The sequence below is a fragment of the Agrobacterium sp. lyk4-40-TYG-31 genome (assembly GCF_030209855.1).
GTDB classification, from domain to species: Bacteria; Pseudomonadota; Alphaproteobacteria; order Rhizobiales; family Rhizobiaceae; genus Agrobacterium; species Agrobacterium vaccinii.
This window is the reverse complement of the sequence record NZ_JARVRE010000010.1, coordinates 205,429-226,867: the sequence shown is the minus strand read 5'-3', so window position 1 is coordinate 226,867 and position 21,439 is coordinate 205,429. Positions and strand designations below refer to the sequence as shown.

The window sequence follows — 21,439 nt, the reverse complement described above, 5'->3', positions numbered from 1 at the left end:
ATCCGCTTCACAACTCATATGGCCGCGGGCGTTCTGCGCGCGAGGCGGTTATCATGAAAAAGATGACTTTGTAGGCATTGTCACGGTGAGCACAAAAACTGTTCACTGTGAGCCAAGACGCATATTGCGCTGCGGCATAAGCTTGTTTCCGGGAACAAACAACAAACAGGAGCAGCTATGCGCAAGCGTCTGATTTTCAATTGCTTTACCATGAATGTGCCATCGCACATCTACCACGGAACGTGGCGGCATCCGAGAAACGAACTCGCCAATTTCAATGATTTCACGACATGGGCCAATCTGGTGAAGAAACTTGAACAAGGTAAATTCGACGCAATCTTCTTCGCCGACATCCTTGGTATCGATCCGGCTTATGACGGCAAGTGGGACGCCTATTTCCAGCAGGGGCTTCATATGCCTTGCAACGATACGTTCACGCTGTGCGCCGCTCTGGCGGGCGTGACGAAGGATTTGGGGCTTGTTTTCACCAGCTCACTTTTGTCTGAACATCCGTTCGCTTTTGCAAAGAAGGCGTCGACACTGGATCATATCAGCGGCGGGCGTATCGGCTGGAACATTGTCACGAGCGTTACCGACAACGCGGCGCGCAATTTCGGCCATGACAAGATCGTTCCGCACGATCAGCGTTATGACTGGGCTGACGAATATATGGACGTGCTCTACAAGCTTTGGGAGGGATCCTGGGACGAGGGCGCACTGATCGCCGATCGGGAAAGCGGCGTTTTCAGCGACCACACGAAAGTTCATCGGATCAGCCATGAAGGCGAGCGTTACAAGGTCCAGGGGCCACATCTGGTCAGTCCCTCGCCGCAGCGCACGCCGATGTTGTATCAGGCAGGCGCCTCAAAACGTGGAAGCCAGTTTGCAGCACAGCATGCCGAGGGCACATTCGTGCTTTATCCGAATGTGAACGGTGCTCGGATCGGTATCTCCGGCACCAAGCAGGTGGCGGCTCTGGCGGGTCGCGGGCCCGAAGATATCAAATTCATTCAAGGTCTGTCCTTCGTGGTGGGCAGCACGATGGAGGAAGCCGAACGCAAGGCAAAGGAAATCGACGAATGGGTCAGTTATGAAGGCCTTGCCGCGCACGTCAGCCGGGATATGGGCGTTGACCTCTCGAACCTTGACCCCGACAAACCCGTCGACGAATCCGGGCTGGACGGCCTGCAGGGCTACGCCCGAATGATCGAGATGGGCAAGCCGGAGGGCGAGAAGGCGACAGTCAAGGATCTGGCAAATGCCCTGTCTTACAACTGCCGGATCGTGGGAACCCCAGAGTCCATCGCGGACGAACTGGAGCGTTGGCAGGATGCTGGCGTTGATGGCATCAACATGATCTGCCAACTTCACCCGGAGACGTTTGTCGACTTCATCGACCAAGTCACGCCGGTTCTCCAGCAGCGCGGACTTGCACAAAGCGAATATGCCGAAGGCACGCTTCGCGACAAGTTGTTCGGTCGTGGATCCCTTCTCCCAGAAAGCCATCCCGGAGCCTCATTTCGGGGAGCTTTCAGCGGACCAGCACTCGAAGCAGCCGAGTAATTCGCAAGGACCCGGCTTTGTCCGGGTCCCTATTCTTTCCGATTAATGGATGGCAAAAATGCTGGTGAACACTCAACCGGGCGCGGATACGCAGAATTTCAAAGATGCGATGTCTATGATGGCAGCTGCGGTTCAGGTCGTAACGACGGACGGTTGCGCAGGGCGTGCCGGCCTGACCGTCACGGCGGCGTGCTCAGTTTGCCAGGAGCCGCCGAGGCTGCTGGTTTGTGTGAACACCAATGCCTCGGCGCACCCTGCCGTTATCGAAAACGGTCGGCTTAGCCTGAACATTCTTTCAACTGAGCATGGTGACATCGCTGCGGCATTTGGCGGAAAACTGCCACCCGAGAAGCGCTTCGAGCTAGGAAAGTGGACGTCCGACGAACTGGGGCAGCCCTTGCTTGAGGGGGCATGTGCGCATTTCAGCTGTTCGGTTCATGAAACGCTTCAATCGGGAACGCACACTATTTTTGTCTGCAACGTTCATTTCGCGACTGGCAACAGAGGCAGCCTCCCTCTGGTCTACTTCGATCGCAATATGACCACGCTGCCGCCTACCGAGACCCGCTCATAGGCACGACGGCGCAGACTAAGAGCATCACCGATTTTCTTCGAAGCCATTTGGAAGCCCTCGCCAAGCATCAGTCGATAGAGACACGGTCAAAGGCGATATAAGCCTCTCCTACAGAAGCGAGCTTGCCCTTGAAACGGTTGCTCTATCGTCAGTGGTTCCGAGCAATTCATCGTGGCATCAAGCGTGATATAGACGATGCGCTAACCCGGCGGTTCGGCGTCACCGTACGCTCACTTCGACTGAGAGCGCCACTCGCACTTCCCGGTTCTTCAGCGCATAGAATTGCGAACATCTATGCCCTCGAGCGGGACGGAGGGCAGTGAGACATCCCACTCGCGGGACGCCTCGAATTTGAAGAGTTCTATGGAGCCGCAATCGAAGCTGGACGGAGCATTGGCTCACAGGGGATTTTTTGTCCAACCGCATTTTGGTTTCCTCGCGACGGGTCTTTGCATGTCGGTCTATCTGATTTAGAAGGACGACGATCATGGTTGCATGTACGTCGTCTCTCCAGTGAAGATGCCTGGTCTGGAAAATTAGAGCGTCACAGCCATCCAGATTTTCTGAACTGGTAATACAAGATGCCGCAGAGGGAAAAGATGACTGCCAGGACGACATAGTAGCCATACTGCGTGTCCAGTTCCGGCATATGTTGAAAGTTCATCCCATAGATCCCGGCGATGGCGGTGGGGACGGCGAGGATCGCGGCCCATGCTGCCAACTGTCTGGTGATCGTGCCCTGACGCTGCATTTCAAGAAGATTGCTGGCCTCGAAAACGGATGTCACCACGTCGCGCAGGCCTGAAACCATTCCCTCGACCCGTCTGACGTGGTCGTGGACATCGCGAAAATAAGGTCGTGCATCGTCGTCGATGCAAGGTAGCTCTAGATGGGTCATCCTGCCAATCATTTCTGACATCGGCCCCAGAACGCGCTGAAAAAGGATAACCTGCCGGCGCATCCGGAAAAGCCGTCTGATCTGGTCGCGTTCGAGAAAGGAGATCAACATATGCTTTTCCATTTCGAGAACCCTGTCTTCCAGCTTCTCGACCATCGGCAAATAGCCATCGACCACGAAATCGAGAATACCGTGAAGAACATAGTCTGGGCCATGCTCCAGAAGCCGCGGTGACTGTTCGAGTTGCTCCCGCAACTCCTTGTGCCCACGGGCAGACCCGTGTCTGACCGTAACCACATGGTTTGGACCCACGAAAACATAGGTCTCGCCATAGGCGATCTTGTCACCTTCGAGATGTGCAGTCTTTGCGACAACGAAAAGCCGGTCACCATAAACCTCGACTTTCGGGACCTGACCGCCCTTCAAGGCATCCTCGACGGCCAGTGGATGCAGTCCGAACATAGCCTTTAGGCTCGCCATCTCCTGTGCGGTAGGTTCCGTCAGTCCAATCCAGGCGAATGCCTTGCCGTCTGTCTCAAAGGGCTGATCGTTTAAAGGAACGTCCTCTGCCCGTTTGCCCGCACGGTACACATATGAGGCGACAACTGTCATCGCGTTCCCTTCAAGAACAGGTTTACGGCCTGAAGCCGGATAATGTCAGGCCGATAAGGCTTCCGTTGCCCACGTTGCTGGATAGCAGAGCGAGGTTCATTCCCGTTCTCTTTACGTCAAACCAAGGCAGATTGAGAACCGAAATCGCGAAAATTCGAGACGTGAAACCCGTCAATCGGATGCCTTTTTTTCAAGTGGTTATGCCTGGTGTGCTGCACAAGCACGCCATTGAAGACGCATGCTGCAGTGCACATATAAAAGCGACAGTTTTTTCCAATTGAACAACCAGCGACTATCCTAACGTTCGCAAATGCACGCCATGTGCAGAAACTGAGAGCATGACATCAAACTCCGCCCTGCTGCTGGTCAACCCAAACTCCCGCAGAGGAAAAGATAGTCTGCCTGAAGTGCGCCGGTTGCTGGAGCGAGCTGGAATCCGTTTCACCGAGCTTCCTGCCAATTATGCGGGTACGACGTCCAATGCGATTGAAGAGCATATCGGCTTGGTTGATCGTATTATCGTCGGCGGCGGTGATGGCAGCCTGAACGGAGCGGCACGCGGACTTTTAAAAGCATCGCTTCCATTGGGTGTTCTGCCACTTGGAACGGCGAACGATTTTGCCCGCACCATCGGTCTACCCCTCGATCTTGCCCAGGCTGTGGATGTCATCGCCAAAGGCAAGACGACCCAGATCGACCTCGGCGAAGCGAACGGACATCCATTCTTCAATGTGGCGAGTGTCGGCTTTAGCGCCGATCTGGCAATGTCGCTGACAGAAAAGGCCAAGAAGCGTTGGGGCAAGCTTGGCTACGGCATCGTGGCTGCCCGTTTGCTTGCCAGTTCACGATTGTTCACCGCAACGCTTGAGCATGACGGTCAGACCGAAGAACTGCGAACCTTGCAGGTCGCTGTTGGTAATGGGCGTTTTTATGGTGGTGGCATGACCGTGCATTCAGATGCCACGGCGACCGATGGCATGCTGGATTTCTACAGTCTCGAGGTCGACCATTGGTGGCGGTTGTTGGCGCTTCTGCCGAGCTTGCGCAAGGGTACGCATGGTGACTGGAACGATGTCCGGTCGTTCTCGACCAAGCATCTGACCATTCGAACCAGCAAGCCGCGCGCGGTCAATCTCGATGGTGAGTTGAAGACGAGCACACCGGTGAAGTTTCATATCAGGGAAAAGGCGATCTCCGTCTTCGTTCCGTGACAGACGCGAAGTCATATTCATTCATTTCAAAATACAAAGGCTGCATTTTTCATGGCAACAGGTCTCATAGCGCTTCTCGATGATGTCGCAGCGATCGCAAAGCTGGCTGCTGCGTCACTCGATGACGTTGCGGCGCAAACGGTCAAGGCCACTGGTAAAGCAGCAGGCGTCGTCATTGATGACGCTGCCGTCACGCCGCGATATGTGGTGGGCCTCAGCCCCGCCCGTGAACTACCAATCATCGCCCGCATTGCACTGGGTTCGTTGAAGAATAAACTGGTTTTTCTTCTACCCGCCGCGCTCCTTCTCGGCTATTTTGCGCCGTGGGTCATTACGCCGCTGCTCATGGTCGGTGGTGTCTATCTCTGCTACGAAGGGGCCGAAAAGCTCTATACGGTTTTCTTCCCGCATGCTGCGCATGGTCACGAAAAGCAGGTTCTGGGTGAAGAGCTCGATCCGGTCGCTCTTGAAAACCAGAAGGTCAGCGGCGCCGTTCGCACCGACTTCATTCTTTCAGCGGAAATCATGGCGTTGACGCTGGCGGATGTTTCGCAGTCCAGTGTCTACATGCAGGGCTTCGTGCTCGCGGCTGTCGGTATTCTGATCACGCTTGCCGTCTACGGTTTCGTCGCGCTCATCGTGAAGGCAGATGATGTCGGCGTCGCGATGGCCAAGACCTCTTCGTCGGTCTTTCAGGTCATCGGTCGCGGTCTCGTCTACGGCATGCCGATCTTCCTCAAGGTGCTGGCAGCCGTTGGCACCGCGGCGATGCTGTGGGTCGGAGGCAGCATTTTGGTGCACGGGTTTGCCCAGCTGGGTTACGCTGGTCCAGAACACCTCATCCACGATGTTTCTGCGGTCATCGTTTCCGCCGGTTCCTTTGCTCCATCGCTGGTTGGCTGGCTTGCGACATCTGCCCAGCAGGCCGTGCTCGCCATCATCATCGGTGCGGTTGCCGTGGCTGTCATGGGCACTGTAATCGCGCCAATGTGGAGACAAATCCGCAGTCGCAAATATAATTGAGGAAGTGATTTTAAGAGCAACACTCCACCGGTAGCTCTACAACACTGATGATGACGGTTCGCGGTTTCGATACCTATCAAGACGGTTAGTCAGGAAAAGTTCTCCAGCACGGCCAAGAACGTATGCCGATCTCCCTGTCCCTCGGTCAGCCGAACCCGGCCCTCGATGTCGGCGAGGTGATGATCCATCAACTGTTGCGCCTTCGCCAGATCCTTCGCTTTCAGGGCCGTGACTATCAGGCGGTGGTGGTCGGCGCCGCAATCGTCCTTTCGCTCTTCTTCATAGAGGGACATGACAAGCGAAAGGCGGGCGACGATTTTGGACAACATCTCCGTCATGACAGCGTTGCCGCCGAGTTCTGCCAGAACGACATGGAACTTGCCAGAGAGCACCGTCTTAGACTTCTCGTCGCCGTGGTGATGGATATGTTCCTCTTCGTCCGCCAGCTTTTCCAGCGCATCCAGTTGATCAATGGTCGCGCGGTCCATGACGAGTTCGAGAATGGCGTGTTCAAGCTTGCGCCGTGCCTCGAACAGAGCTTTTGCTTCTTCGATGCCGGGCTCTGCCACGAAAGTGCCGCGGTTCTTTTTGCGCTCCAAAAGGTGGTCACTCTCCAGAACGCCCAGCGCGCCGCGCACCACGGTGCGGCTGACACCGAAATGATCGGCAATCGCATCTTCCAGAATTTTGACGCCGGGCTTGAGCGCGCCCTCACCAATGGCTGCGGCCAGTGTGTTGCGGATGCGCTCGGTCACGTCGTCATTCGCGGTTTCAACCGGATCCACCGGGCTGCTGGCCTTCGGAGCGGTTTTGGCGCTTAGACGTCGTGTCGTCCTCTTCATTTTCGTCTCCAGCTGCAATCAAGCGATGTGATTATTTTCATGAGAATATCCCTGCGTATATGCGCTTGAGAACAAAAGTCGAGATGTTCCCAAGGTTTTAAAGTATACTGGCAACAGATATGATAATGCACTGCGTATCGGGTGTCAGGCCGCGCGCTGTTTCGCCGATGTTGTGGAAAACGGAATGCCGTTTTGCGAGCATATATCCTCGATATGGCGCGCCGAATCCTTGATAAAGGTCACAGCCTCGTTGAAGCCATAGGACTGATGCTCATAGGTCGGGTAGCCATATTGGCTGGCTTCATAGGCTTCCCAATCAGGAATTTCTCCAGCGGCCACACGTTTCTCGAACGTATCCACCAATCCGAGATAGGCGTCCAGTTCCTCAGCCGTCAGGTCGGGATGGCCTAAGCGCCAGATGGGGTCGTTTATCTCGATACACTGACGGGGATTGGCCTTGCGCGGCTTGTCCTCGACGGAGGCCGCGACCTCAAGGGAGAGGTTCAAGTCCGGCTTGGCATTGGCGAGAATGGGGATGATCGTGGCAAAGTCGACAATGCCGCGACCGACGGGGCGGGTTTGGAAATCGAGGCCTCCGGTGGCATGGCCCACATAGGCATCCTTGATGTGGGTCTGGCGCACATAGGGCGCGACGCGTTTTGCGGCAAAGACCGGATGCTCGGCGCGTTGCAGGCCGTTTGCCGTATCGAAAACGACACCCATGCAATCCTCACCGACCTTTTCGATCAGCCGCAAAATTTCAAACGAGGTGATCTCGTCATGGGTTTCCATATTGAGATGAACGCCATTTGCGCGCGCAACGGGTGCGAGCTTCAGCAGCACCTTTTCGATGCCCAGCAACTGCTCATCCCATGTCACATCGGTGCGGAAGCGGTCATTGGCCAGCCGCCCGCGATATTCCGATTTGAAGTTGCCCGGCGACACCCAGAGTTCACGGCAACCGATGGCCGCACTCGCTTCGATCATGCGGGTAAAGCCCAGGATGACATCGCCACCGCCGATTGCGCGGAATTCCGGGGCCTCGGCGCTGCAATAGGGGTTGATCTTGCCGACGCCCGCTTCAAGGTAAAGGCCGAGTTCGTCGGCTTTGGCCCTGATATCGGCCAGTTCGCCCTTGTCCAGCGTCTCGCTCATGTCGAGGATCGTGCTGAAGAAAATGCCGCTTAGACCGAGTTCCTTGACGTGTTCGAGACTCTTGAGTGGTCCGCGTTTTTTCGCTTCGGGCAGTTTCTGTCCGTCAATGCCTAGTCTCATGATCTGCTCCTTGATGTTTCCTGATCGGATTTGCTGCAATGGCATTTCCGTTTGTTGATGGTTGAACCAGTGGCGTGTCAGCTTCGTCGTTGGGTATTTTTCTGCGCATCGCGGCGTTTCGGTGCGAGGCGCTTCTCCAGAAAATGTTGGCCGATGGATGCGATTGACGTGATGAGGAGGTACCAGAGCGAGGCAACGCACAGCAGCTCGATGACAAGGAAGTTGCGCGCATAGATAGCCTGCGCCTGGGTCAGTAGGTCCTGCATGCCGATGACGGAAACGATGGCGCTTGCCTTCAGCATGCCGATGGCCTGGTTGCCGGTCGGAGGGATGATGAGGCGGACGGCCTGTGGGAGAACAACGGTTCGAAGGGTCTGGAGTGGTCGCAAGCCCAGTGACGAGGCCGCCTCCCGCTGCCCACGATCCACAGCGTTCAAGCCGCCGCGGATGATCTCGCTCATATTGGCGGCTTCGTGCAGGCCCAGCGCCAGAAAGCCTGCAAGGGCAGGGGTGACGAGTTCGTTGATCGATATGGAATAGGCACCGATGCCCACTTGCGGAATAAACAGCGCGATGTTGAACCAGAAGAAAATCTGTACGATCAGCGGTACGCCGCGAAAACACCAGACGAAGGCGACCGCCATCGCTTTCAAAACGATATTCTGGCTCGCGGCCATGACGGCGACGATGCAGCCGAAAGCGATACCGAACACCATGGCACCGGCTGTAAGCTGCAAGGTCAGAACGACGCCGTCGAGGATAACAGGGTCGACCATGTAACGCGGGATTTCGCCCCATTGGACATTCTGGTTGCGTGCGATGGTGAGGATGAAGAGAGCCAGCGCGAGGATCGCGCTGGTACCGGATGTGATCTGCCCCCACCGTATCGGCTTGCCGAGCGGTGGGGCGATGGCCATGCTAACGGGTTGAGCGAATAGGGCCATGGCTCAATTCACCGGCATGCTGGCGGCGTCGTTGAACTTCACGGTTTTGACTGCGAGCGGGCCAAGGCCCCATTTCTCCATGATCGCCTTGTAGGCGCCGCTGTCGATCATGTGCTGAAGCGATGCGATGACCGTATCGCGCAGGTCCGGATTGTCCTTCGATACCAGCATGCCGAGATAGCCGACGGCAAGGCGCACATCGGGCAGCGCTTGCAGGCCGACGCCCTTGCCGGTCTGGTTTTCCGTCGTATAGACGCTCGTCGCATAGCCGTTGACGGTTGCATCGGCGCGACCGGTGCGCACGGCCTGCAACACGTCCGGCATTTTCGGGATCGACATGACGTTCATGGGTGTCGCGCATTTTGCCGATGCGGCTTCTACCATGCGTGCCTGAAACGTGCCGACCGGTACGGCAACTTTCTTGCCGCAGAGGTCTTCCATGCTCTTGATGCCGAGCGGATTGCCCTTGATGGTCATGATCGTCGTGGCGTCGAACATGTAGTCGATGACATCGACCTGCTTTTCCAGTTCCACATCGTCATTGATACCGGAAATGGTCATGTCGAAACGCTTGGAGAGGACCGCCGGCACGATGGCCGCGCCTGCACCGACATTGGTCATTTGAACATCGACGCCAAGAATGACACCGAGTGCTGCGGCGATATCGGCGTCGATCCCGATCAGCTTGCCGTCTTCCGCCTGAAAGCTGATCGGTGGCGTCAAATCGGTTGCCACTTTCAGCACTTTCTTGTCTTTGATCGCAGTTGGCAAGCGGTCAGCCAGTTTCTGGTCGAATGCAATACCCGGCAGTTTTGCGACATCTGCGTCGGGCACCATCTTGGTGGCTGGACCTTCTGCGGCAAGGACCGAGGTCGCCAGCAGCGAAAACGCGATACCGGTCAGGCCGTTTTTGAGACTTTTCTTGAAGCTGCGCATGCGATCCCCTTTTTGATTTTTTATCAGCGTGAATTCACAGAAATCACGATGCAATCGGCATGCCAGCTTGATGGGCGCATGTTTAGTATTCTGTTTTTAAAGGATTATTTTGAGCGTTTCCGGGTTGCAACGCTTCCGAAGAAATATTCGTATGAACTTGCGAAAATATTTTGATTAAAAAATGATCTCTCGTATGGGTGCCGACGATCTGAATTAATATGCAGCTATCTAAGTCACTGCTTTTACGAGGCATTTTGTCAATTTTTTAAATGATGACCTTCATGATCTACATTGATGTTTTCCGTAAATCCTCGGCAAATTCTCGTTTTTGGTCCTGAAATCTTGCTTAATGAATAAGCGACACCGACGCACATTGCCCATTTTTTAAATTCGAAAGTAAATCCAATATAATATTATTATAGATGTTCGGAAATATAAAAAACAAAAATAAATGTTATTTATCAAATCATTGAAAATGAGTGGGATTTGATTTTTGCAAACTGGCATACGGTTTGCAAATCCCTTGGCATGACCAGCACCGAAGCTCACATCGCCGACCGATCCCATCTTCGCCTAGTGCCATTGGGCGCAGAGCGCTTTGACGGCAAGGCGCAACCTGAAGGTATATCAATGGCAGACGCCCCGAAGACAGCAGAGGGCAAGCAGCTCAGCGTTCGCGGTCTGACCCATAGCTATGGTGGACAGAATGCGATCAACGATATCTCGTTCGAGGTTGCGGCTGGCGAGATCGTAGCGCTGCTGGGGCCGAGCGGCTGTGGCAAGTCCACGGTGCTGCGGGCAATCGCCGGTTTGATCCAGCCGAAGAGCGGCGTGATCCAGCTCGGTGGACAGGATCTCGCCCATGTTTCGGCCCGCTCCCGTGGTATCGGCATGGTGTTCCAGAATTACGCGCTGTTTCCGCACCTGACAGTGGCTGAGAACATTGCTTATCCGCTGGCCTGCCAGCAGCTGCCGCGTGCGAAACGCAAGGAGCGTGTCGAGGAAATGCTCTCGCTCGTGCAGTTGAACGGTTATGGAAACCGGTTGCCACGAGAACTGTCCGGCGGTCAGCAGCAGCGCGTGGCAGTTGCCCGTGCCATTGCCGGGCGACCTTCGCTTCTGCTGCTCGACGAACCGTTCGGCGCTCTTGACCGGGCGCTTCGCTTCGATTTGCAGGTCGAGCTTCTGCATCTGCAGAAGACACTCGGTATCACGACGCTGATCGTGACCCATGATCAGGAAGAGGCGCAGAGCCTTGCCGGACGTCTGGTGCTGATGAACAAGGGCAATGTCGAGCAGATCGACACGCCGATGGCCGTTTATGACCGGCCAAAAACGCTGTTCGTGAATACCTTTATCGGTCAGGCCAATCTGCTGCATGGCACGGTGCAAGGGTTGGATGCGGAGGCCACGACGATTGCGCTTGCGAACGGCAAGACACTCGTTCTACCGCGTAGGCTGAACTTTACGGTCGGCTCCAAGGTCACCATCACCTTTCGCCCCGAAGACGTCCGTCTTTCAACGAGCCCAAGCGACTTCGCACTGCCAGCACGGCTGACCGTGTCCGTGCCCCTTGGGCCGACGCTCGTCCACGATCTTCTTCTTGAGGACGGCACAGGCCTGCGTGCTTCGCAGGTGCGTGGACCGACCACATTCATTCCCGAGCCGGGAGCACAGCTCTTTGCCGAGATTGACACCACCAGGTGTCACGCCTTTCCGAGCGAACCGGAAGCATCCAGTGAATGAACAACAACAATAGAGGTGAACAGATGCAGGACTTCAACATCACAAGACGTCATTTCGGATTGCTTGCCGCTGGTGCGGCTGTCGCCGTCACCGCCCCCTTTGCAGCCCGTGCTGCCGGTGGCACCGCAATTGCCGCGACCTTTCCGGGGAACTGGGAAGACGGCTATCGCACGGTACTGACGCCACTCGTCAAGGAGGCAGGCTTCGATCTGACGGTCGCACCAGCCATGGCGCAGGACCAGCTTGCCAAGGTTATGGCCAGCCCCGGCAATCCGCCTTACGACACATTGCTGATGTCGCCCGGCCAGATGGCCGTCGCTATCGAGAATGACCTGATCCAGAAGATCGATCCGTCCAAGCTCAAGAACTGGAGCATGCTCGACCCGGCATTTCAGGGCGAATACGGCCCGACCGTCACGGTCGAAGTCAATGGCATCGCCTATAATCCGGATCTGGTGCCAGCACCCAAGGGCTACCGAGACCTGTTCGAAAACCCCGTCTACAAGGGTCTTGTCTCCTGGACCGGTTTCGCCTCCAACACGGGCGTCATGGCCTATACCGAAATCGCCAAGATATTCGGCAAGGGTCCTGATGACATGGATGCCGTGTTCAAGCTGTTCAAGGACAATCCGGAGCACATCAAGGGCGTCGTCGCCAGCACCAATAACCAGATGACGCTGTTCCAGCAGGGCGAAATCGCCGTCTTCATGTGCTCGACCGGCAATGTCGCGCGTCTCAAGTCCATGGGCTTGAAGGCCGAGTTCGTCCAGCCGGAAACCGGCTCTCCCGCAGCGCCAGTGAATATCCACCTGACCAGGGGCGCGAAGAACCCGGATGCGGCCTATGCCTATATGGACGCTGCCATCTCCAAGGCAGCGCAGGACAAGCTGAAGATGCCACCGACCGAGATGTTCCCGACGAACAAGCAAGTCGAACTGACGCCTAGCATTGAGGCCTATGTGAAGCGCGAACAGCTTGCATCGCTTGTCTATCCGGACTGGGCTGCAATCAACAAGAACCGTGCGGAATGGATCCGCCAGTTCGACGCTCTCGTCGCCGGTTGAGGGTAGCACATGAAAGCGAGCGGTTTCCCATACGTTATCCCGATGCTTTTGCTGTCGGTGGCGTTCTTTGCGACGCCGCTCGCCGTTCTCGTCGGGTTCAGCTTCATCGGCCCTGACGGCGTGTCGCTACACAATTACGCACGCTTTCTTGGCGATGCGTTCAATTACCGGGTGCTGGTCAACACTGCCAAGCTCGGTCTACAGACCATCGCCAGCACCACTTTGCTCGGCATTCCCATTGCGCTGCTCTATTGGCACAGTGGCAAGACTGCGCGGCAGATCATCATCTTCCTGACGCTTGTTCCCATGTTGACCAGCAATGTGGTGCGAACCTTCGCCTGGATCGTTATTCTTGGGCGACAGGGGCCGATCAGCGAGGCCTTCGTTGCGCTTGGGTTTGCGGAGCGTCCATTTACACTGCTCTCCACCGAATTGGGTCTGGTCATGGCGATGTGTCAGATCGACTTGCCTCTGATCATCCTGCCGCTGATCGCCATCCTGTCGCGAACGCCAGTGCAGTTCACCGAGGCCGCGCAGGTGTCTGGCGCGGGGCCATGGCGTATCCTGGTCACGGTTCTCTTGCCGATGATGTTGCCCGGTCTGCTGGCGGGCTGGATTCTCGTGTTCGCAAGCACCAGCGCGTCTTTCGTCACACAGGCCGTCATCGGCGGTGCCCGCAACGTCTATGTGCCGCAGCTGATCTACCGCGAGGTCGGCACACTGTTTGACTGGTCCATGGCCTCGGCGATCGCGGTCGTTCTGCTTCTATCGACAGGCATCCTTCTCGTCGCCATGACCATGATTTCCCGTCACAGGAGGCTCGTTGGCCATGCATAATCATCGCGAAAACCCGATCCCGACTTTCCTCTACAAGGCATTCGTCTTCGGTTTCGGCAGCCTCAGCCTGATCTATCTCGTGGCACCGATTGTAATAGCAATCACCATGTCGTTCACCTCTGGCCAGACGCTTAAATATCCTCCGGAGGGGTTCTCCCTGCGGTGGTATGAGGCGCTGATCGATCCTGTGCGTTCAGGGACAGAACATATCGCAGCCGGCAATTCGCTAAAAATCGCGGGCCTTGCGGTGCTCGGATCGTTGCTGTTTGCCGTGCCTGCCACCATCGGCATGGCGCGGATGCGACGCCGCGCGGTCAATGCGCTGGAGCCGTTTCTGCTTGCACCGCTCGTTCTGCCAAGCCTCGTTTATGGTCTGGCAGCGCTGATCGTGGCGAATTTTGTCGGCTTCCAGCCATCGCTGTGGCTGACCGTCATTGGCCATGTCGTCGTGTTCGGTCCGCTGATGTACCGCGCTGCATCCGTCGTCGCGCAGGGCATCAACCCCTCACTTGCGGAAGCCTCCACCGTCATGGGCGCGACGTGGTACACGACGCTGCGGCGCGTGATCCTGCCGCTGCTGGCACCCGGCATTCTGGCCGGTGCCTTTCTCGTCTTCATCCAGTCGCTCGACAACGTCTCCGTCTCGCTGTTTCTCGCCGATGCGCAAACAACCGTGCTGCCGCTTCGCATGTTCGCACTGATCGAAGAATCGCTCGATGTCCGCGTCGCGGCGATGTCGGGAATCTTGATCGGACTGACCCTCATCGTGATGCTGGTGGCGAGGCGCGTGCTGGCACCCTCCCGGCAACCTGACCAATAAAAATACTTCTGGAAGGAATACCTAATGAACATACACGCCCATAAGGCAGGCAACTATCGCGTCGGGTCGCTGCTTGCCGATTTCGAGCCCGATTTCGACTTTGTTGCGCCGCTGCCTTTGCCCGTTGAAGAGTTCGAGGACCGCCTACGCCGCATTCGCCGCCAGGCCGTCGAGGCTGGGCATGACGCGCTGATCGTCCACACCGGCGGCGTCGGCTGGTTCCACACGTCCAACCATTATCTGCGCTACATCTGCGACTGGATGCGCGAGGGCGTGCTGATCATCCCGACGGATGCGGACAAACCAATGGTGCTCCTGTCCTTCTTCACCCAGTCCGTGCTTCTGCCGCCGGGCGGTGAGCCGGTGCTGGTGGAAGACATCTGGCAGATCGGCCCTATCGGCCGCGAATATGCGGACCGTCCCGGTGACAGCGTGATCAAGACGGCTGAAAAATGTGCCGAATTGCTGGCTGGAATGGGCTTGTCGAAGGCGCAGATCGGCCGCATCGGTGATCGCACGTCTCTCACTTTCTGGGCGGCACTCGATGAACTCATGCCGAAGGCCAAGTTCGTCGCAGACAATGCTATTCTCGACCGGATGCAGAAAGTGCGCTCGCCGCGCGAAATCGAAATGTTCCGGGCTGCTGCCCAACTCGTCAGCATCGCCACGCAGGCGGCCTATCACGTCGCCAAGCCCGGTGTCACCGATCATGAAATCTATGCCGCCTTCACGCAGGCCCAACTCTCCTTTGGCGGCGAGACCGGTGATGGCTATCAGATCGGCATCAACGAATTCGGCACCCATTGCGGCAAGCCCTATGGCCATGTCGTGCGCCCGGGCGATCTCATCAATCTCTATGTCTCCAACATCACCTATCGCGGCTATACCGCCCAGACGGCGCGCATGATCGCGGTTGGCGATATCACCAAGAGGCAGGAAGAGGTGCTGGCGGCCTGCACCGAGGGCGTCAAACGTGCCGAAAAACTGATCCGGCCCGGTGCTCTGATGCGTGACGTTAACAACGCGGCCTTCGAGCCGATGATCGAGCGCGGCATGCTTTCCTCACCGGAAGCGCGCACCATGCCTTACAATTGGGCACCGATGGATGATGGCAGTGCGCGGCTGATCCCGCGCCAATATGTGAAGAATATCGACTGGGAAGCGCAGGGCCGCACTCTCATGCATGTTTACCCGGCAACCCATGGCCCGCATAACCCCAATCTGGGTCACTCGGTCGGCATGGCGGGCGGCCAGAACAGTTTCAATATCTCATCCCACAATTACGACCGGATGGAAGAGGGCATGGTGTTCGTGCTGCACACGCAATGGCTTGAGCCGCTGTCGGCAGGCTGTAATGTTGGCGACATGTATGTCGTCACCAAGGATGGGTTCGAAAACCTTTCCTGCCACACCCCGCTTGAAACCCACCGCATCGCTGCCGAGGCCTGATATGACCGAACACACCCATTTCGATTTCGCCAAGCTTACCGAGCGAGAACGCTATAAGATTTTGATCGGCACAGTCATCCCGCGCCCGATTGCGCTGGTCACAACGGTGAGCAAGGACGGGACACCCAATGCCGGTCCCTTCAGTTTCTTCAACGTGCTCACCCATGATCCAGCCATCGTTGCCATCGGCGTCGAGAACTATTCCGACATGCGCTTCAAGGACACCGCCCGCAATATTAGGGAGACCGGCGAGTTCACCGTCCACATCTGCGACAATGCGCTGGTCGACCAGATGGAAATCTGCGCCATCAAGTTTGGTCCCGAAGTGGACGAGATGGAGGAGGCGGGCCTCGCCACCGTTCCCGGCCAGATGGTGAAAAGCCCCCGCATCCTCGCCGCCCCCGCCGCGCTGGAATGCCGCCGCCACACGACGCTTCAGGTCGGCCCAGCCCGCGAGATCATCCTCGGCGAAGTCGTCGGCGTCTTCGTCCGCAGCGATGCGATCAATGCGTCTAACCTGCACATTGACCAGCAAATGATGGACGCCGTTGGCCGTATGGGCGGGCATACCTATACCCGCACGCGCGAGCAGTTCGATATCAGGACGCTGTCACCGCAGGAATGGGAGAGCCGGAAGGCGGATGAAAAGGTGGCGGTAGAATGAGGTCTGTCGGGTTATAAATTCAGAGGCTTGTCTACGCCGGCAGAGTTGAAATTCGATTCCATTCAATGCATTGAATAGCTTGGGTGACTGAGGTGCGGATGTTTCCACGCCTCAAGCTTTTTAAGCTGCGATAGGGCAGCCGAGTCACGCAAGAGACGCATCGACCTAGGTGGGGTCGTTCTTTCCGAGCTTTATGTTTTCCATCTGCTTCGTTTCTGCTGCGTACTTATTCGATGCCGCTTCGAAGACGGTTTCAACTGAGGCGAGCAGATAAGGTCGCCGGGTTCGATGACCATGTTATTGACGGCGATGGGTACGTTACTTCGCCGGGAGACTTTTGTAGGGGCCGCGGTGAGTGACCCCAGCAACGGAAACGGGGAGGAGCCTTACAGGAGTTCTATTGCGGATGGCACCGAAGATGACGATACCGCCGAGGCCACACTGTGCTGCGTGGGCAACCATCAATTCTCCAATGAGCGCGTTGCTCAGGTCACTGACGCAAACCTCTTATATCTAACACTTAAAAAAGTTTGATTGCGTTGGCTACGAAATTGTCAGGTCCGATTTCCTCGATTAAAGGCCAGTTCGTTTACTTCGTCGTAGGTCTACATCCCTTCACGGCGATTTTTCTAAATCGGTGCTCCGACCACATTGCGTCTTGGTGCGCGGTATCAAAGCGACAGTATCTTTGGGATTGCACCGAAAGTTTCACAAATGGCTGGAAACGACGCTGTCACCGTTAACCAAAGCATCCGGCTTCCATCCGCCGACCTCCGTACAGACCAAGCTATCGCGGATTTGCTGCCTCAGCCAGCCATTTGCGACATCGCTGTCGGCGTGGCTTGCCCAGACCATTTTCACCGACGGAAAGGAAAGGCTGACGGGAACAGGGCTGACTTCGAGGTCGAGAAGCGCCGCGTAACGATCGGCAATCCGGCTCGGTACCGTGGCTATCACCGGTGCGACCTGTGCCGTCGATAGCACCGACATGTAGCCAGGGGCTGCCGTGATCACGTTCAGTTCCACACCAGCCATTTCCAAGGCATCCTTGATGCAACCCTGCAATGTCTCGTTCTGGGAGATGGTCGCATGGTCAGCGGAAAGATAGTCGAAGAGCTCCACAGGGTTCGACAGAGACAGCAGCGCTGGATTGTAGCAGCATGCCATTTCCGGTTCGTACAGTGTTTCGAAGAAACGGCGACTTGTCTTCGAATAGGTACAGCCGACTGCAATGTCGATACTGCCATCTTCTAGCGAAGGCTCCATCGCCTCGTATGGAAACACTCTGGCCAAAACCTTGATGCCGGGTGCGTCGCGTCGCAGGCGCATCGTTAATTCAGGAATCAGCAGCAGTTCGATTTCGGGGGACATGGCGATGCGGAACGTTCGTTCCTCTGTCGCAGGATCAAACGCTAGGTTGCCGGTCAGCGCCATCTGCGCCTGGCGAAGGGCATGGCGGACAGGGGCAGCCAAACTGCGCGCCCGCGCTGTCGGCTGCATCACCTGGCCCACCCGAATGAACAATTCGTCCTGCAAGAGGACCCGAAGCGTTGAAAGGGAATGGCTCATCGCAGGTTGCTGGATCTTCAGCCGTCGAGCCGCTTTGGTGACATTCCCCTCCGCAATGAGTGCGTCGAAAGCAACGAGGAGGTTGAGATCGAAAGAGCGCAAATTGAAATGATCGATAGTTGTCATGAGCCGCATCGATTTGATTGCTGATGCCTCCATACATACTTCCTCTGTAGGTTAGTTCCAAGACCTCATCATCAACACGCCGCGCAGCGCCCAGGAGTTCCCATGCAAACCCGCCGTTCCCTTCTCATCAGCACAGCAGGCGCAGCCCTTGCTGCAGGTGCCATGACCACCTTGCCTACCGTCGCCTTGGCCAAGGCGCCAATGGTTGGTAGGCAAGCCGCCAGCTTCTACCGCATGAAACTGGGTGACTACGAGATCACCGCGGTCTCTGACGGCACGGTGAAACTTCCGATGTCGAAAATATACAAGCACATCGTCGAAAGTGACGCAGAAACCTACCTCGAAGGTCATTTCCAGGCGGGTTCGGAAACTTCGGTCAACGCTTTTTTGGTCAACACCGGCGAGAGGCTTGTTTTGATCGACGCTGGCACGGGTGACCTGATGGGACCGGCGCTTGGCAAACTCCTCTCCAATATCGAGGCTGCGGGTTACAGGGCGGACCAGATCGATGACGTTATCCTCACGCACATCCATGCTGACCATTCCGGCGGTCTCATTGCCAATGGCAAGCGCGCGTTTAAAAACGCGATCGTGCACGTCAACCATCGCGAAGCCGAATTCTGGTTGAAGGCCGATGCCAAAGCTAAGGCTGATAAGGTTTTGGGTCCCCAGATTGCCCAGGCCAAGCAATGCGTCGGCCCTTACGTCGATGCGAAAAAGTTCGAAACCTTTGAAGACGATGCCGCCCCTTTACCCGGTTTTGGCTCGGTGCTGCGGGCTGGTCATACCCCCGGACACAGTGGCATCATCGTTGAAAGTCAAGGGGAGAAGATCATCTTCTGGGGTGACATCGCACATGGCGACGTGCTGCAATATGACCATCCGGAGGTGACGGTCGATTTCGACGTGGACCAGCCGATGGCTGCCGCCTCACGCTCCGTTGCTTTCGCCGAGGCAGCAGATCAGAAATATCTGGTTGCAGGCGCGCATCACGCCTTTCCTGGCATTGGCCATGTCCGGCGGGACGAGACGAACTACGACTGGGTGCCGCTGGTCTACAGCGCCAATTATTAAGGTCCGATCAAGCACCTTCGCCTGGATGATGTCTCGCTTTGACATTGAGTGAATCCTTAGGGGTTCACTCAATGCTCAGGCCGGCGTCGCCATCAAAGCATCAGCCGGTTTCACGGCCAATACTTTTGATGCGTCGATCCTGTTGTCGGAGCACTGAGACGTGTTGGCCTTGTGTCCATGATAAGGGCACGACATTCACCTTCGCCTGTTGCGATGAGTTCTCAGAAGTAACGGATGCGCGCAACTACCAAAGCCTCCTTTCAAGGAGCGCCCATGCCCCGCCGAACAACAGTGATCGATAGCTCTCAATGCGACGCATAACGGCGTGTGGCATCGAAGCCAAAGCAGCATTTTGGTTCGCGGGAATGCGTGTTTCGTTCCCACGACAGTGATCGGCATCGACCTTCTCCAAGCCAGATTGATCGGCGCAGGTTAGGCTGATGCTCACCAACACTGCGTCAGAGCCAAAATCGGATGTCGATTGACAGACCGTTTCCGATCTCTATTGGACCTTTCGGTTTTAAATCCGATCTTATTTGTATGATTAGTCTCCTCTTGCCATCTCCTTGCAAACCGTGAGAGCTTGGCGTCCATGATCCTGACTATCGCCATTTCGGGTTATCGGTCCCTTCGTAACCTCGTCCTTCCGCTTGAAAAGCTTACCGTCGTGACAGGTGGGAACGGAGCGGGGAAGTCGAGTTTCTATCGCGCGCTGAGACTTCTGGCAGATGTCGCGCAGGGACGGGCTATCGCATCATTGGCGGCAGAGGGTGGCCTGCAATCGACGATCTGGGCTGGACCGGAGGCTTTTTCGCGTAGCATGAAGGACGGCACAGCGCCCGTGCAGGGGACGGTGCGGAAACATCCGGTCGCACTCAAGCTTGGATTTGCATCGGATGATTACGGTTACGCGATAGATCTTGGACTGCCAGTCGCTCCACCCCCGCCGAGCTATTTTGCACTTGATCCCGTCATCAAGGCAGAGGCCGTGTGGGCAGGCGAAGCGTTGAGCCGCCGAAATGTGTTTGCAGAACGTGCAGGGCCGGTTGTGACCGCTCTTTCCGCAAGCGGCCAACGTGAGGTGTTGCTGCACGATCTCGCATCATTCGAAAGCATGATGACGCAGTCCGCTGATCCGAAGAACTTGCCTGAACTTCTGTATTTGCGTGCCCTGATGAATGGCTGGCGTTTTTACGATCACTTTCGAACCGATCCATCTTCGCCTGTGCGACAGATGCAGATTGGTACCCGAACACCGGCTCTTTCCTCCGATGGCGCCGATCTGGCAGCCGCCATTGCGACTATCCGGGAAATTGGCGATGCGGCGGGCTTCGACGCTGCTATCGAAGATGCTTTTCCTGGCAGCACGATCGAGATCAAGACGGAGCGAGGGCGCTTCGAACTTCTGATGCTCCAGAAGGGTTTGCTACGGCCGCTTTCGGTTACAGAACTCTCCGATGGCACGTTGCGTTATCTGCTGCTAGTGGCAGCTCTCAACACGCCGCGCCCTCCCTCGCTGATGGTGCTGAACGAGCCTGAAACCAGTCTGCATCCCAGCCTCCTTGCACCCTTGTCTCGTTTGATCATCCGGGCTTGTGACCGGTCCCAACTGCTCGTCGTGTCCCATGCGGAAGAGTTGGTGTCGCACCTTGGCGCCGAGGAAAAGGCTTTGATGGTAAGGCTCTCCAAGGAGCTTGGTGAAACGGTGGCTGAAGGGATCGATGCACCTGCATGGAATTGGCCTGCACGATAAGGCACTTCCCAACGCTCATTTGGTGACGTCTTGCGCAATATGGTCGATTTGCCGCTCCTCCCATGTTTGGAGGTGCCAACCTGCGATAGGATAATGACCGTGACGATGGCAGAACAGTTCGACCTGTTTTCCGAACAGGTTTCTCGCGACCACGTGACAATGTCCCATGCTCCCAAACTTCAAAGGCCAATCCACCTGTCGTTCCGGTCGGCGAAGCTGATACTGATAGTCCTTCATGAGCATAGCATCTCGATCTACATCTGCTGCACCGAGGCACCATGTCGTTATCGTTTGGCATGCGAGAACGACCTGGGCGCCAAAAGCAGATCTGGTGGCGCAGACAATTATGCGTTTACCTGGAACTACACGATGCGTGTGGGCTTGTTACTGCATTCTGCGCATGATCATGTTCGGGCTTGGGATACATAGTGCATAGTATGAGTGCCTTCAGGAGTAATT

At 56.4% G+C, this 21,439-nt stretch carries 19 protein-coding genes; 12 read left to right on the top strand and 7 right to left on the bottom strand.

All coding sequences use genetic code 11. The features are described 5' to 3' along the window. The first annotated feature begins 177 nt into the window (after positions 1–177). Both QRN55_RS19815 and QRN55_RS19810 read left to right on the top strand, forming a co-directional pair. Positions 178–1,563: an LLM class flavin-dependent oxidoreductase gene (locus QRN55_RS19815; protein ID WP_284778047.1), complete on the top strand. Its 1,386-nt coding sequence runs from the start codon at positions 178–180 to the stop codon at positions 1,561–1,563. Positions 1,564–1,621: 58 nt separating this feature from the next. After that, a complete protein-coding gene (locus QRN55_RS19810; RefSeq protein WP_502871356.1) occupies positions 1,622–2,137 on the top strand; it encodes a flavin reductase family protein in 516 nt (171 codons plus the stop codon). Between the two features lie 544 nt (positions 2,138–2,681). Here the strand turns inward: QRN55_RS19810 and corA are convergent. Beyond that, entirely contained in the window at positions 2,682–3,647 is a 966-nt protein-coding gene (gene corA, locus QRN55_RS19805) for a magnesium/cobalt transporter CorA (RefSeq protein ID WP_112500450.1), read from the bottom strand. Between the two features lie 338 nt (positions 3,648–3,985). Here corA and QRN55_RS19800 point away from each other — a divergent pair, with 338 nt between their 5' ends. Further along, entirely contained in the window at positions 3,986–4,858 is an 873-nt protein-coding gene (locus tag QRN55_RS19800) for a lipid kinase (RefSeq protein WP_284778044.1), read from the top strand. Between the two features lie 51 nt (positions 4,859–4,909). After that, on the top strand, positions 4,910–5,881 hold the full coding sequence (locus tag QRN55_RS19795; RefSeq protein WP_284778043.1) for a DUF808 domain-containing protein: 972 nt from the start codon (positions 4,910–4,912) through the stop codon (positions 5,879–5,881). Positions 5,882–5,970: 89 nt separating this feature from the next. Here the strand turns inward: QRN55_RS19795 and QRN55_RS19790 are convergent, their stop codons facing one another. The 4 genes from QRN55_RS19790 to QRN55_RS19775 form a co-directional block, all read right to left on the bottom strand. Beyond that, positions 5,971–6,723: a GntR family transcriptional regulator gene (locus QRN55_RS19790; RefSeq protein ID WP_284778042.1), complete on the bottom strand. Its 753-nt coding sequence runs from the start codon at positions 6,721–6,723 to the stop codon at positions 5,971–5,973. Positions 6,724–6,867: 144 nt separating this feature from the next. Continuing rightward, on the bottom strand, positions 6,868–7,998 hold the full coding sequence (locus QRN55_RS19785; RefSeq protein ID WP_284778041.1) for a sugar phosphate isomerase/epimerase family protein: 1,131 nt from the start codon (positions 7,996–7,998) through the stop codon (positions 6,868–6,870). Between the two features lie 77 nt (positions 7,999–8,075). Next, positions 8,076–8,942, bottom strand: a complete 867-nt coding sequence (locus tag QRN55_RS19780) for an amino acid ABC transporter permease (RefSeq protein ID WP_284778040.1) — start codon at positions 8,940–8,942, stop codon at positions 8,076–8,078. A 3-nt stretch (positions 8,943–8,945) separates the two neighbouring features. After that, on the bottom strand, positions 8,946–9,878 hold the full coding sequence (locus QRN55_RS19775; RefSeq protein WP_284778039.1) for an ABC transporter substrate-binding protein: 933 nt from the start codon (positions 9,876–9,878) through the stop codon (positions 8,946–8,948). A 528-nt stretch (positions 9,879–10,406) separates the two neighbouring features. On the opposite strand from QRN55_RS19775, the gene QRN55_RS19770 reads away from it, so the two are divergent. From QRN55_RS19770 to QRN55_RS19745, 6 genes are read left to right on the top strand one after another with little or no spacing between them, the layout of a single operon-like run. Continuing rightward, entirely contained in the window at positions 10,407–11,624 is a 1,218-nt protein-coding gene (locus tag QRN55_RS19770) for an ABC transporter ATP-binding protein (RefSeq protein WP_284778038.1), read from the top strand. Between the two features lie 23 nt (positions 11,625–11,647). Continuing rightward, positions 11,648–12,688, top strand: coding sequence for an extracellular solute-binding protein (locus QRN55_RS19765; RefSeq protein ID WP_284778096.1), 1,041 nt, complete (start codon positions 11,648–11,650; stop codon positions 12,686–12,688). 9 nt (positions 12,689–12,697) lie between these two features. Beyond that, positions 12,698–13,525 carry an ABC transporter permease gene (locus tag QRN55_RS19760; RefSeq protein WP_284778037.1) on the top strand — a complete coding sequence of 276 codons (828 nt, stop codon included), beginning with the start codon at positions 12,698–12,700 and terminating at the stop codon, positions 13,523–13,525. Next, entirely contained in the window at positions 13,518–14,345 is an 828-nt protein-coding gene (locus QRN55_RS19755; RefSeq protein WP_284778036.1) for an ABC transporter permease, read from the top strand. The genes QRN55_RS19760 and QRN55_RS19755 overlap by 8 nt, the downstream gene beginning before the upstream one ends. Positions 14,346–14,369: 24 nt before the next feature. Then, positions 14,370–15,794 (top strand): M24 family metallopeptidase, encoded by a 1,425-nt coding sequence (locus QRN55_RS19750; RefSeq protein ID WP_284778035.1) that lies wholly within the window; start codon positions 14,370–14,372, stop codon positions 15,792–15,794. A 1-nt stretch (position 15,795) separates the two neighbouring features. Then, on the top strand, positions 15,796–16,458 hold the full coding sequence (locus tag QRN55_RS19745) for a flavin reductase family protein (RefSeq protein ID WP_284778034.1): 663 nt from the start codon (positions 15,796–15,798) through the stop codon (positions 16,456–16,458). Between the two features lie 318 nt (positions 16,459–16,776). Here QRN55_RS19745 and QRN55_RS24435 read toward each other — a convergent pair whose 3' ends face one another. Together QRN55_RS24435 and QRN55_RS19740 are read right to left on the bottom strand one after the other, a co-directional pair. Next, a complete protein-coding gene (locus QRN55_RS24435) occupies positions 16,777–16,920 on the bottom strand; it encodes a hypothetical protein (RefSeq protein WP_502871354.1) in 144 nt (47 codons plus the stop codon). 246 nt (positions 16,921–17,166) lie between these two features. Continuing rightward, entirely contained in the window at positions 17,167–18,153 is a 987-nt protein-coding gene (locus QRN55_RS19740; RefSeq protein WP_284778033.1) for a LysR substrate-binding domain-containing protein, read from the bottom strand. A gap of 102 nt (positions 18,154–18,255) precedes the next feature. Between QRN55_RS19740 and QRN55_RS19735 the strand changes: the two genes are divergently transcribed. Together QRN55_RS19735 and QRN55_RS19730 are read left to right on the top strand one after the other, a co-directional pair. Further along, on the top strand, positions 18,256–19,227 hold the full coding sequence (locus QRN55_RS19735) for an MBL fold metallo-hydrolase (protein WP_284778032.1): 972 nt from the start codon (positions 18,256–18,258) through the stop codon (positions 19,225–19,227). A 592-nt stretch (positions 19,228–19,819) separates the two neighbouring features. Further along, positions 19,820–20,980: an AAA family ATPase gene (locus tag QRN55_RS19730; protein ID WP_284778031.1), complete on the top strand. Its 1,161-nt coding sequence runs from the start codon at positions 19,820–19,822 to the stop codon at positions 20,978–20,980. Positions 20,981–21,439 lie beyond the last annotated feature (459 nt).